The sequence below is a fragment of the Pseudonocardia halophobica genome (assembly GCF_050948485.1).
Lineage (GTDB): Bacteria > Actinomycetota > Actinomycetes > Mycobacteriales > Pseudonocardiaceae > Pseudonocardia > Pseudonocardia halophobica.
Genome location: NZ_CP192046.1, coordinates 6,632,000 through 6,644,840 on the forward strand (window position 1 = coordinate 6,632,000; position 12,841 = coordinate 6,644,840).

Annotated in this window: 9 protein-coding genes; 2 read left to right on the top strand and 7 right to left on the bottom strand. The window is 74.8% G+C overall.

Annotated elements, in window-relative coordinates; genetic code table 11:
- Positions 1 to 49: 49 nt before the first annotated feature.
- The 3 genes from murJ to ACQP04_RS31640 form a co-directional block, all read right to left on the bottom strand.
- Positions 50 to 1,765, bottom strand: coding sequence for a murein biosynthesis integral membrane protein MurJ (murJ, locus tag ACQP04_RS31630; RefSeq protein ID WP_433504157.1), 1,716 nt, complete (start codon positions 1,763 to 1,765; stop codon positions 50 to 52).
- An 898-nt stretch (positions 1,766 to 2,663) separates the two neighbouring features.
- Entirely contained in the window at positions 2,664 to 3,953 is a 1,290-nt protein-coding gene (locus tag ACQP04_RS31635; RefSeq protein ID WP_433504158.1) for a thymidine phosphorylase, read from the bottom strand.
- 52 nt (positions 3,954 to 4,005) lie between these two features.
- On the bottom strand, positions 4,006 to 4,383 hold the full coding sequence (locus tag ACQP04_RS31640) for a cytidine deaminase (RefSeq protein ID WP_433508476.1): 378 nt from the start codon (positions 4,381 to 4,383) through the stop codon (positions 4,006 to 4,008).
- A 43-nt stretch (positions 4,384 to 4,426) separates the two neighbouring features.
- On the opposite strand from ACQP04_RS31640, the gene ACQP04_RS31645 reads away from it, so the two are divergent.
- Together ACQP04_RS31645 and ACQP04_RS31650 are read left to right on the top strand one after the other, a co-directional pair.
- Positions 4,427 to 4,873 carry an SRPBCC family protein gene (locus tag ACQP04_RS31645; protein ID WP_433504159.1) on the top strand — a complete coding sequence of 149 codons (447 nt, stop codon included), beginning with the start codon at positions 4,427 to 4,429 and terminating at the stop codon, positions 4,871 to 4,873.
- Positions 4,874 to 4,964: 91 nt separating this feature from the next.
- Positions 4,965 to 6,182, top strand: coding sequence for a D-alanyl-D-alanine carboxypeptidase family protein (locus ACQP04_RS31650; protein WP_433504160.1), 1,218 nt, complete (start codon positions 4,965 to 4,967; stop codon positions 6,180 to 6,182).
- 70 nt (positions 6,183 to 6,252) lie between these two features.
- On the opposite strand, the gene yhjD is transcribed toward ACQP04_RS31650, so the two are convergent.
- The 4 genes from yhjD to ACQP04_RS31670 all read right to left on the bottom strand — a co-directional run bounded on the left by yhjD (position 6,253) and on the right by ACQP04_RS31670 (position 11,048).
- Positions 6,253 to 7,341, bottom strand: coding sequence for an inner membrane protein YhjD (gene yhjD / locus ACQP04_RS31655; RefSeq protein WP_433504161.1), 1,089 nt, complete (start codon positions 7,339 to 7,341; stop codon positions 6,253 to 6,255).
- Between the two features lie 12 nt (positions 7,342 to 7,353).
- The gene (gene trpS, locus ACQP04_RS31660; RefSeq protein WP_037046362.1) at positions 7,354 to 8,382 is read right to left on the bottom strand and encodes a tryptophan--tRNA ligase; all 1,029 of its coding nucleotides are present in this window, start codon (positions 8,380 to 8,382) and stop codon (positions 7,354 to 7,356) included.
- 12 nt (positions 8,383 to 8,394) lie between these two features.
- The gene (locus tag ACQP04_RS31665) at positions 8,395 to 9,726 is read right to left on the bottom strand and encodes a winged helix-turn-helix transcriptional regulator (protein ID WP_433504162.1); all 1,332 of its coding nucleotides are present in this window, start codon (positions 9,724 to 9,726) and stop codon (positions 8,395 to 8,397) included.
- A 95-nt stretch (positions 9,727 to 9,821) separates the two neighbouring features.
- Entirely contained in the window at positions 9,822 to 11,048 is a 1,227-nt protein-coding gene (locus tag ACQP04_RS31670) for an MFS transporter (protein WP_433504163.1), read from the bottom strand.
- Positions 11,049 to 12,841 lie beyond the last annotated feature (1,793 nt).

Sequence of the window (12,841 nt, forward strand, 5' to 3'; positions counted from 1 at the left end):
CCTGTGAGTGGCGGTGGTCGCTCCGGCGACCACCGCCACCCACGAGCCGTCAGCGTCCGAGACGGCCGGGGAGACGGCGCCAGAGCGGGTCGAGCTCGGTGAGCTTCAGCAGCTTCATCCCGACCAGCAGGATCGGCGTCGCGACCACCAGCGCCACGGCCAGCACCAGCCAGGCCGTGCCGGCCGACCCGCTGCCCACGGCGGACTGGATCGCGCGGCCGGCCAGCCAGGCCACGAGCCCGGCGGCGACCGAGGCGGCGAGGGTCCGCCAGAGCGTCGAGAGCACCTCGCGGCTGCGCACGTGCCCGAGCCGACGCGCGATCACCCACTGCCCCAGGATCGCGCCGAAGACGAACGACAGGCTGTTCGCCGCGACCAGCCCCAGGACGACGTCCTCCGGGGGCAGCAGCACCGGGCAGAGCAGCAGCATCGGGATCTTGACCGCCACGATCCCGATCATGATCAGCGTCGGGGTGCGGCTGTCCGTCATCGCGTAGAAGACCCGCAGCTGCAGCAGCGTGATCGCGTACGGCAGCAGCCCGAAGGCCGACCAGGCCAGCGCGGTGCCCAGCTTCGCGGCGCCACCACCCGCGTTGCCCGCGCCGAGGGAGAACAGCGCGAGGCCCACCTCGGTGCCGAAGAAGGTCAGCAGCACCGAGATCGGGACCAGGAAGACCGTCGAGAGCCTGCTGCCGAGGGAGAGGTCTGAGACCACCGCGTCGAACCGGTTCTCCGCGGCCGCCCGGCTCATCCTGGGCATCAGCGCGGTGAGCAGCGAGACCCCGAGCACGCCGTACGGGACCTGCAGGAGCAGCCAGGCGTTGGAGTAGATCGCGTAGGCGCCGGGGTCCGAGGCGGTCGCGACCCGGGTGGTGACGATCAGGCCGGCCTGCCCCACCAGCACGTAGGCGACCACCCAGAGCGCCAGCCCGCCCGCCGACGACAGTCGCGGGTCCCAGCCCCACAGCGGCTTCAGCGACACCCCGGCCCGGCGGATCGCGGGCAGCAGGACGAGCGCCTGCACCGCGATGCCCAGCGTCGTCCCGATGCCCAGGACCAGCAGCTTCGTGTCGCCCATCCGGACCGGGTCGAGGCTGATCTCCCCCGGCACCAGGACGTAGACGACGAGCACGGCGAACATGACGACGTTGTTCAGCACGGGCGCCCACGCGAACGCCGCGAACCTGCCCTTGCTGTTCAGGATCGCGCCCAGCAGTGCGCCGATGCCGTAGAAGAAGATCTCCGGCAGCAGCAGGACGGCGAACGCGGTGGCCAGCTCGGGGTTCGCCGTGTCCGTGGTCTGGCTGCCCATGTAGAGGGCGACCAGGGGTCCTGCCGCGAGCATGGCGACGAGGGTCGCCACGAGCAGGGCGGCGCCGGCCATGGTGACCAGGCGCCGGGTGTAGGCCTCGCCGCCGTCGGCGTCCTCCTTCTGGGCGCGGACCAGCAGCGGGATCATCACGCTGGTCAGCACGCCGCCGATGAGGAACTCGTAGACGATGTTCGGCAGCGTGTTGGCGATCGTGTACGAGCTGTTGACCAGGCCGAAAGAGAGGACCGCGGCCAGCGCGATCTGGCGCAGGAAGCCGGTGACCCGGCTCGCCAGGTTCGCGACGGCCATCATCGAGCTCGACCGGGCGAGGGACTGGCCCTTCGGCGGACCGGGCTCGGCTTTCGCCCGGCCGTCGACGGGCGCGATCACGTCGGTCGGCCGGTCGAGCGGGGCCATCAGCTCGGTGGGGTCGTCGAAGTTGCCGCCCGGCACGCGCTGCCACGGGGGCGGGACGGGCCGGCGTTGCGGCCCGCGGGTCACGGCGCCCGGGCGGGGCCGGTCCGCCGCGGGCCCGCCGTGCACCGGGGCCGTCGCGTCGGGGTCGGGCGGGTTCGGCCAGGGGCCGGGTCCCGACGGGCGGGGCGGCGGGCCGGGGCGGCGGTCGGGCGGGGGCTGGTTAGGGGGATGCGGCCCCGGGCGGCCGGTCCGGGCCTCCTGCCGCGCCCGCTCCCGCGCGGTGGGCCAGGGCGCGGGCGGAGGGGGCTGAGCCGGGCCGGGCTGGGCGGGACCGGGCTGGGTCGGGGCGGGCTGGGTGACCGCGGCGTGATCGGGGCCCGGCTGAGCGGTGCGCGACGCACCTGGGCCGGGGTGGGCCGGGCGGGGCGGCGGGTCCCCCTGACCGGGTCGCTGCGGACCGGACCGGCTCGCGCTCGGACGCCCCGAGCCGGGCGACCCGTCGGGCCGGCCGGGAGCAGGGTGGCCCGGGCCGGGGTGCGCGGCGCCCGGACCGGGACCCGCCGCGGGGACACCGGGCTGCCCCGGACCGTGGCCCGGCTCGTCGAGGCGGCGGGTGTCGAACCACCCCACCGCGGGCCGTGCCAGGTCGTCGGGCCGGTCCTGCGGCGGGTCCTCCACGCGGCGGCCGTTCGGGCCAGCAGGCCCCGGGGCCGGCGTCCGGTCCGCGCGCGGTTCCTCCCGCTCGGGGGCCTCCGCGTCGTCCGCGCGCGCCGGAGCCGGCCCGGGCAGGTCCTCGGGCCGGGGACCAGCCGGCGTGCTGGGGCTCCGGTACTCGCGCATCCCTTCCATGGTGCCCGACGGACCGCGATCCCTCCTGGCGGGCCCGCCCGGGCGCGCCGCGCCGCGGAAGCGCGGATGAGCTGCGGAAACGGTCTCAGGCGCGGACCTCGTCGAGCAGCAGCGGGCCCCGCTCGGCCGGTTCGTCCCCGATCGCGAGGCCCTCGCCGAGCGCGGCCCGCGCACCGGGCACCGCGTCGGGGGTCTCGGTGTGCAGCTCGAGCAGCGGCTCGCCGGCCCGCACCTCGTCGCCGACCCCGGCCAGCAGGCGCACCCCCGCCGCGGCCTGGACCGGGTGCTCCTTGCGCGCCCGGCCCGCCCCGAGCCGCCAGGCCGCCGTGCCGACCGCCAGCGCGTCGAGCCTGGTCAGGACGCCGGAGGCCGGTGCATCGACGGTCTCGACGTGCGCGGCCGTCGGGAGCGGCGCGCCCGGGTCGCCACCCTGCGCGGCGATCATCCGCTCCCAGACCTCGAACGCCCGGCCCGACGCCAGGACCTCCGCCGGGTCGACGTCGGTCTCCGGGTCGATCCCGGCGAGCCCGAGCATGGCGCGGGCGAGGGCCAGGGTGAGCTCCACGACGTCGGGCGGCCCGCCGCCGCGCAGGACCTCGACCGCCTCGGCGACCTCCAGCGCGTTGCCGACCGCGCGCCCCAGCGGCACGGACATGTCGGTGAGCAGCGCGCGCGTCGGCAGGCCCTCGGCCGCGCCGATCGCGACCATCCGCCGCGCGAGCTCCTCCGCGGCGTCGCGGGTCCGCATGAAGGCGCCGCTGCCCACCTTGACGTCGAGGACCAGCCCGTCGGTCCCCTCGGCGATCTTCTTGCTCATGATCGAGCTGGCGATGAGGGGGGTCGACGGCACGGTGCCGGTGACGTCGCGCAGGGCGTAGAGCTTGCGGTCGGCCGGGGCGAGCGCGGGCGTGGTCGCGCAGACGACGGCGCCGACCTCGGCGAGCTGGACCGCGATCTCCTCGGTCGACAGCTCCGCCCGCCAGCCCGGGATCGCCTCCAGCTTGTCGAGGGTGCCACCGGTGTGCCCGAGTCCGCGCCCGGACAGCTGCGGGACAGCCGCCCCGCACGCCGCGACCAGGGGTGCGAGCGGGAGGGTGAGCTTGTCCCCCACCCCGCCGGTGGAGTGCTTGTCGACCAGCGGCCGGCCGACGTCCGGCAGCGCCAGCCGCTCCCCGGACTCGATCATGGCGAGGGTCCAGCGGGCCGTCTCGGCGTCGTCCATGCCGTTAAGCAGGATCGCCATGGCGAGGGCGGACATCTGCTCGTCGGCGACGTCGCCGCGCGTGTAGGCGGCGACCACCCAGTCGATCTGCTCGTCGGTGAGGCGGTGGCCGTCCCGCTTGGCGGCGATGACGTCGACGGCGGAGTGGGTCACGCGCGTCCTCCCTGGTCAGGTGGGGTCGTGAGCGGCTGGTGCCGCTCCGGGCTCACAGGGTGAAGGCGTCGGGCAGCACCTCGGCGAGGGTGCGCACGCCGCGCGGGGTGTCGAGGGTGCACTCCGGGCCGCCCAGCTCGAACAGCACCTGGCGGCAGCGTCCGCACGGCATGAGCAGGTCCCCCGCGCCCGAGCGGACCGCGACCGCGACGAACCGCCCGCCGCCGGTGATCCGCAGCTGGCCGGCGAGGGTGCACTCTGCGCACAGGGTGAGGCCGTAGGAGGCGTTCTCGACGTTGCAGCCGGTCACCACGCGGCCGTCGTCGCACAGGGCGGCGGCGCCGACGTGCAGGCCGGAGTAGGGCGCGTACGCAGCGGCCGCCGCCTCGACCGCGGCGGCCCGCAGCCGGTCCCACTCCCGATCTCCCACGGTCACCCGATCGATCCTGCCGGACGCCGTGCAGGATGTGATCGTGGACGAGACGAGCGTGATCGTGGACGCGCCCCCCGACGAGGTCTGGGCCCTGGTCAGCGACATCACGCGCATGGGCGAGTGGAGCCCGGAGTGCACCGGCGGGGCGTGGCGGGGCGGCGCGACCGGCCCGGTCGTCGGGGCGCGGTTCGTCGGGTTCAACCGGCACGGGCGGATCCGCTGGCGCACGCACTGCCGCGTGATCGAGAGCGTGCCGGGCAAGGCGTTCGCGTTCACGGTCCTGGAGAGCGCGATGACCTGGGGCTTCCGGATAGAGCCGATCGAGGGCGGCACGCAGCTGTCCGAATGGCGCGAACGCACGGGCGCCCTCGCGGTCCCGGCGAAGCTGTTCGCCGGCACGGGCCTGCTCGGCCGCGACCGCGAGGGGATGATGGTCGACGGCATGACCGGGACCCTCGAGCGGATGAAGGCCGAGCTGGAGCGCTGACGCGCCGCGCGGCGAGTGGTGCCGAAGCACTTGCCGGTACGGGCCGAACGGCCGATGGGCGCGCGGGCGGTACGGCCGTAGGGTCGCGATCATGCACGCGTGGCGGCGGTCGACGGTGGGTGCGCTGGTCGCCGCGATCGTGTCGCTGCCCCTCGCCACGCCCTCCGCGAGCGCCGCCCCGTACACCACTCCCACCCCGCCGCCCGCCCTCGCCGCACCGGCCCCCGCGGGCGTCTGCCCCGGGCACGAGGCCCCACCGGGCCCGCCGGCCCGGGAGGAGACGGTCGCGATGGCCCCGGTCGCCGTCCCGCAGCAGCCCGTCGGCGGGGCGCGGCTCGGCGGGTGCGGGGACGTCCTGCCCGACGGCGCCGCCCCGCCGCCCGCCGTCAGTGCCGCCGGCTGGGTGGTCGCCGACCTCGACTCCGGTGCCGTCCTCGCCGCGCACGACCCGCACGGGCGGCAACGGCCGGCGTCGACGCTGAAGATCCTCACCACGCTGGTCGCGCGCGCGCAGCTCGACCCGGACGCCGACGTCGTCGTGGCGCCCGAGGACGTCCAGGTCGACGGCAGCAAGGCCGGCATCGGCCCCGGCGGCCACTACAGCGTGCGACAGCTGCTGGCCGGACTGCTCCTGAACTCGGGCAACGACACCGCCATGGCCCTCGCCCGCACGATGGGCGGCGTCCCGGCCACCCTGCGGGCGATGCAGGCCCGCGCCGAGCAGCTCGGGGCGCTCGACACCCGCCCGGCCACGCCGTCGGGCCTCGACGGGCCGGGCATGTCCACCTCGGCCTACGACCTGGCCGTCCTCTTCCGGGTGGCGCTGCGGGACCCGCTGGTCCGGGAGACCCTCGCGACCCCGACCGTGCCCTTCCCCGGCTTCGCCGACCGGCCCGGCTTCATGCTGGCCAACGACGACCCGCTGCTCCACACCTACCCCGGCGCCTTCGCCGGCAAGACGGGCTTCACCGACGCCGCCCGGCACACCTTCGTCGGCGCCGCGGAGCGGAACGGCCGGCGGCTGGTGGTCGCGCTCGTGCGCGCCGAGCAGCACCCGGTGCGGATGACGGCGCAGGCCGCGGCCCTGCTCGACTACGGTTTCGGGCTGCCGCCGACGGCCTCGGTCGGCACGGTCGTCGACGCCCGGCCCGTCGAGCCGACCCCGGCCCCGGCACCCGCACCTGCCCCGGTGGCGATCGCCCCGGCGCCCGCGACGCACCCGGTCCGCGCGTGGGCCGTGGGGGCCACCGTGGCGCTGGTGCTCCTCGGGGGGACGGGGATCGTGCTGGCCCGACGACGTCGCGGCTGACCGGGTTCCCGCAGGTCAGCGGGGGTCGTGAGCGGCAACTGCCCCTCCAGGGGCGGTCGGCGCGCACGGGTCAGCGGCGGGGACGGAGCGCACGCAGGCCGAGGAGCCCGCCGACCGCGGTGACCGCGCCGGCGCCGAGCAGGCCCGCGGCGGCGGCGGGGCTCGGGCCGGACCGGACGACGACCTCGGGCCGGATCACCGCCGGCGCCGGCACCTCGACCGGCTCCTCCTGCTCGTTCTCCTTCGCCGTGGCCGCCCAGGCGGTGACGAAGAGGATGAAGCGCGAGGTGAAGAACGCGAAGACCAGCAGACCGATGATCGGGCCGAACGCGACGCCGGCCGGCGACTGGGTGACCGACGACAGGTAGATCGTCATGACCTGCTTGAGGACCTCGAAGCCGACCGCGCCGATCACGGCCGCGCGCATCGCGCTCTTCACGGCGAGGGGCGCGCGCGGCAGCCGGGCGATGACCCAGAGGAAGACCAGCCAGTTCGCGGCGAGACCGAGCAGCACGGCCAACACCCCGAGCAGGAACCTGGCCCAGGCCTGACCGCCGAGGCCCACCAGGTCGAGCAGCAGCCGGCCGAAGGCGTTGCCCGCCGCCGACACCGCGAACGACAGCACGAGCGCCAGGCCGAGGCCGACCAGCGCGATCAGGTCGAACAGCGTCTTCTTGACGACGTTCGGCGTCTCCGGCGGCTGCGCCCACTGCTCGGACAGCGCCTCGCGGAGGTTGCCCATCCACCCGATGCCGGAGTACAGCGCGACGACGAGGCCGATGACGCCGACCGCGCCCGCGGAGCTGATGGCCTGGTCGATCACCTGGTTGATCGTGTCGCCGAGCTGGCCCGGCACCTGCGCGGTGATGCCCTCCTGGATCTGCTGCAGCAGCTGGGGCTGGCTCTGCAGCACGAACCCGGCGATGGCGAACGCCACCATCAGGATCGGCACGAGCGCCAGCACGCTGAAGTAGGTGATGGCCGCGGCGTAGTGGTCGCCGTGCCGGTCCGTGTACCGCGTCCCCGCCCGCATCAGGTGGTCGAGCCAGGGCATGCGCTCCCGGGCCTTCTCGATCGCGCTCGGGCCGTCGTCGGTGTCCTTCGCCCCGTCGTCGGCCGCGCTCGCGCGGGTCTTCTCGTCCGTCGTCGGCCCGGCCACGCCCTCACCCCATCAGCTCGTCGGCGGCAGGAACCCGATCCTCTCGTGGACGGCCGCCAGCGTCGCGCCGGCGACCTCACCCGCCCGGGTGGCTCCCCGGGCGAGCACCCGATCGAGCTCGGCGGGGTCCCCCAGGTACTGCTGTACCCGCATCCGCAGCGGAGCAACGAAATCGGCGACGACCTCCGCGAGGTCCTTCTTGAGGTCGCCGTAGCCCTTGCCCGCGTACTCCGCCTCGATCTCGGCGACCTTGCGGTCGCTCAGCGCCGAGTAGATGGTCAGCAGGTTCGCGATGCCGGGCTTCGCCTCCGGGTCGTAGCGGATCTCCCGCTCGTTGTCGGTGACGGCCGAGCGGATCTTCTTGGCGATCCGCTTGGGGTCCTCGAGCAGCTCGACGATCCCGCCGGGCGTCGACGCCGACTTGCTCATCTTGATCGTCGGGTCCTGCAGGTCCTGGATCTTCGCCGCGCCCGCCGGGATGAACGGCTCCGGCACCGTGAACGTCGGGCCGAAGCGCTGGTTGAAGCGCTGCGCGAGATTGCGGGTCAGCTCCAGGTGCTGGCGCTGGTCCTCGCCCACCGGCACGCGGTCCGCCTGGTAGAGCAGGATGTCCGCGGCCATCAGGACCGGGTAGCTGAACAGCCCGACGCTCGCCCGCTCGGCGCCCTGCTTCGCGGCCTTGTCCTTGAACTGCGTCATCCGGGAGGCCTCGCCGAACCCGGTGTAGCAGTCGAGGATCCACGTCAGCTGGGAGTGCTGGGGCAGGTGGGACTGCACGAAGATCGTGCAGCGGTCCGGGTCGAGACCGAGAGCGAGCAGCTGCGCGGCGGCGTTGCGGGTGCGTGCGGCCAGCGTCGCCGGGTCGTGGTCGACGGTGATCGCGTGCAGGTCCGGGATGAAGTAGAACGCGTCGTGGTCCTCCTGCAGGGCGACCCACTGCCGCACGGCGCCGAGGTAGTTCCCGAGGTGGAAGGAGTCGGCGGTCGGCTGGATCCCGGAGAGCACCCGGGGACGTCGCGCGGTCGTGTCGGTCCCGGTCATGGGACCAGTCTCTCAACCGCCGTCGACCCGGTTACGCCCGCCACCGGGCACGAGGTCCCCGGGCACGACGGTCCCGAACGCCAGCTCCTCCCGGCACCCGCGGCAGCGCAGCCGCGGACGGAAGGGCCGCCCGCACGCCCGGTGCACGCCCTCGTACGCCGCGGGCCGGCCCTCGGCCGCCAGCCACCGCCGGCCCCAGTCGGCGAGGCAGGTCAGGATCGGGAAGGTGGCACGGCCGCGCGCGGTCGGGCGGTAGCCGTCCGGGTCCTGGTCGAGGACGCCGAGCGCACGGAACCGGCGCAGCCGGTCGGCCAGGACGTCGGGCGAGACGCCGAGGGCACGCTCGAAGGCGGAGAAGGTCCGGGTCCCGACCATCGCGGCGGACAGCACGGCGGCTCCCCAGCGGTCACCGACGATCTCCATCGCGCCGGGGAAGGCCGAGAGCGGGTCCGCCGGCAGGGTGGCGCGGCTGCGTCGCGGGTGCAGCCGTGCACCGGGCGGCCCGACGATCGGGACCCGGGCCCCCGGGTCGAGGTCCAGGTCGTCGAGCCCCACCGGCAGGTCGCAGTGCATGCAGGTCACGAGCAGGTCGGTGACGACGCCGCAGCCGGTGTGCACGGGGTCCGGCAGCGGCACCTCGCGGGGCACCCACGCCCGCTCCCAGAGCCAGATCGCGGTGAGGAGCGCCCACGTGTCGCGGCCCGAGGCCGTGAGCCGGTACTCGTACCGGGACCGCCCGCCGTCGCGGTAGGGGCGGGTCTCGAGCAGGCCGGCGTCGGTGAGCGCGCGGAGCCGGCTGGACAGCGACGCGTCCGAGATGCCGAGCACGCACTTCCACCCGCCGTACCGCCGCACACCGAGCAGCGCCCGCTGCAGGATCAGCAGTGTCCAGGTGTCGGCGAGGAGGGCGGTGGCCAGGTCGAGCGGTGTGGGCTCGGCCCGGGTGGACCCGTCCGCCGGGGGCGGAGAGGTCGCCGACGCGACCGGTGCGCCCGGGCGGGGCGCGACCGGCTCCCGGGTGACGATCGAGTCGGTGACGGCTTCCCCCTCTACCGGGATTCTCCCTTGACCGGACGGTGGGCCCGATCGTAGCGTCGTGCTGGCTCTGTCGATCGTAGTGCGAGATCCTGCCCGACGAGCCCGACGACCAGGGGGGTCGAGTGAGGCGGGGCGGCCGCCGCCGAGGCGCGCGGTCACCCCGCCGCCCGGTCCGGTGACAGGTGGAACCGCCCCTGTCGGACCAACGCGGACCTGCGCGGATGCACGCTGAGCGACGAAGCGGTCACCGTTTTTCACCCGCAGGTGGACGCGGCGAGGCCGACAATCGAGGGCGCTCGTCGACACGTCCAGGGGAGATCACCGTGCAGCGCAACCGCTCTTGGTGAACGACCGAGTGGGGTGCGGGCCCCGGCTGCCCGCACCCCCGGGCGTCGTGTCCCCTACCCCTCCCGGGCCGCGCGCACGCGGTACGGCGCACGCTCGGCGCGCGCCCCGCGGGTGAGCATCAGCGCACTCGCGAGCAGCGCGCCCGCCGCCCCGCAGATACCCACGGCCAGGGGCGCGCCCCACCGCTCGGCCAGCAGCCCGCAGAGCAGGATCGCGAGCCCCTGCGCCGCGATCAGGCCCGACGCCGCCAGCCCGGTGGCCCGGCCGCGCACCTCGCCGGGTGTCGTGCGGACGAACACGGCCTGGGCAGGGACGAGCGCCGCGGTGCACAGGGCCCCGGTGACGGCCCACAGCACCACGACGGCCACGACGTTCGACACGAACATCGAGGCCACGAGGGGCACCCCGGCCAGCGCGGTGCAGGGCAGGATCGCCCGCTCCCGCAGCCGCTCGGGCACCCAGCGGCTGATCACGAGCGCCCCCAGCACACTCCCCGCCGGGTCGGCGGCCATGAGCAGCCCGACCGCCCACGGGCCGGCACCGAGCTCGTCGGCCAGGGGGACGGCCAGGGCCTCGGGCGCGACGTAGCCGCCGACCAGCCAGACGGCGAGGGCCAGCGTGCGCAGCCGGGAGTGCGCGAAGACCGTGCGCGCGCCCTCGCGGATGTCGGCGAGCCAGGACAGCGCGGCCGGCCCGGCGCCGTCGGCCACCGCGGCGGGTGCCGAGCGCCTGCGGACGCCGACGCGCACGAACAACGCCGAGAGCAGGAAGGTCCCGGAGTTCAGCAGGATCGCGACGCTCGGGCTGATCAACACCAACAGCGCGCCGCCGACGGCGAACCCCGCGATCTGCGCGGACTGGTTCGTGATCTGCCGGACGGCGAAGCCGCGTTCCAGCAGCTCCTCGCCGTCGAGCACCTCGGGCAGGAGCGCACCCTGGGCCGCGGTGTGCGGCGAGGCCAGGACCACCACCAGGACCAGCAGCGGACAGAGCAGCGCGAGCGGGATCCCGGGGACCGCCAGGGGCACGACGAGCAGCGCGCGGGCGACGTCCGCCAGCACCATGACCTCGCGGCGGCGGAAGCGGTCGGCCACCCAGCCGAGCAGCACACCTCCGAGCAGCGCCGGCAGGAAGGTCAGCGCGTAGACGGCCGCGGCCCAGGCCGCGGAGCCGGTGCGACCGTAGACGAGGACGGAGAACGCGACGCGCGCGAGCTGATCGCCGCAGATCGAGACGAGCTCCGCCGCCCAGAGGGCGCGGAACTCCGCACTGCGGAACACGCTCGGTCGCGTGACTCTCCGACGCACGATCCCCCCGAGGTGGCTGCCGCCCGTACCGCCCGGTCCACCGGGCCCGTAGATCGATACTGAACGTGAGCGACCGGAGCCGGAGAGTCCCGGCGGATCGCTCGGCGGGCGGTCGTCGTTCGGCGGTGACCGGTCGCCTCAGCCTGCTCCAGGACGTCGGACCGCGCACCCCTTTCCACGCGGACGGGTGTGCGGAGCCGGCCTCGGAGCGCCTCCCGGAAGTGGGAGCGGGCGGCGCGGGCCGGCGGGTTCAGAGGTCTCGACGGGGGCTACGGGAGCGGGCTGCGGAGGGGTCTGTGGGGTCTATGGGGTCTATGGGGTGCTGGCCCGTGAGTGGCCGGGTCACCAGGCGCGGTTGCGCATCTGCGGTCTCTTCCTCGCTGGTCGGGTGACTGTCAGACGTGCGGTGCTCACCAGGCGCGGTTGCGCATCTCGGGCTCCTCGTCTCGTCGGGTCTCGGTCGGGTCGTCTCACCAGGCCCGGTTGCGCATGTCCGGCCTCCTTCTCGCTGCTCAGGTCCTTGTCGGGCGTGCCGTCTCACCAAGCGCGGTTACGCATGTCCGGCCTCCTTCTCGCTGGTCAGGTCTGCGTCGGGCTGGCCGTCTCACCAGGCGCGGTTACGCATCTCGGGCTCCTCGTCGCTCGTCGGGTCTCGGGCGGGTCGTCTCACCAGGCGCGGTTGCGCATGTCCGGCCTCCTTCTCGCTGCTCAGGTCTCTGTCGGGCGTGCCGTCTCACCAGGCGCGGTTACGCACGTCGGGCCTCCTCCTCGCTCGTCGGATCTCGGTTCGGACTGCTGCTCTCACCAGGCGCGGTTGCGCATCTCGGGCTCCTCGTGGTCGTCGGGTCTCGGGCGGGTCGTCTCACCAGGCGCGGTTGCGCATGTCCGGCCTCCTTCTCGCTGCTCAGGTCCTTGTCGGGCGTGCCGTCTCACCAGGCGCGGTTGCGCATGTCCGGCCTCCTTCTCGCTGCTCAGGTCCTTGTCGGGCGTGCCGTCTCACCAGGCGCGGTTGCGCACGTCGGGCCTCCTCGTCGCTCGTCGGGTCTCGGTTCGGACTGCTGCTCTCACCAGGCGCGGTTGCGCATGTCCGGCCTCCTTCTCGCTGCTCAGGTCCTTGTCGGGCGTGCCGTCTCACCAGGCGCGGTTGCGCATGTCCGGCCTCCTTCTCGCTGCTCAGGTCTGCGTCGGGCTTGCCGTCTCACCAGGCGCGGTTACGCACGTCGGGCCTCCTCGTCGCTCGTCGGGTCTCGGTCGGAACTGCCGCTCACCAGGCGCGGTTGCGCATCTCGGGCCTCCCTCGGGCTCGTCGTCGGAGAGGGTTGCTCACGTTTCGTGTGCTCTTGCTCACCAGGCGCGGTTGCGCATCGCGTCTCCTCGGGTTGCGGGTCCGTACGTCCTGTCGGAGGCTCTCACCAGGCCGGATCGTGCCCGGGGCCCCTCCCGGCGTCACGGACGGCCGGAGGGAACGGTTCATCACGGGGTGCGGCCGGGAACCAGGCACGCGGGGGCGTCTCGGGTCCCACCCTGCGCGGTCGCGCACGGCGCCCTCCTCCCCGCGCACCGACCGGCGGTAACGGCCGCGGCCGCTCCGGCGATCAACCGGTGACCGGCGGTCCCGGACCGCGGCGGCCGGCGCGCTCCGACACTGCGGGCAACGACCGCCGGCGAAGGCGGGTACGCCCGGTCGCGGCGCGCCACCGCCCGGCCCGGGCCCGACGAGCCCACAGCGTGTGTTACCCAGAGTAGTCGAGACACGCGATTCGGTA

Coding starts and splice junctions, on each gene's coding strand:
- ACQP04_RS31650 (WP_433504160.1), top strand. CDS start 4,965: ATGCACGCGTGGCGGCGGTCGACGGTGGGTGCGCTGGTCGCCGCGATC.
- trpS (WP_037046362.1), bottom strand. CDS start 8,382: ATGACCGGGACCGACACGACCGCGCGACGTCCCCGGGTGCTCTCCGGG.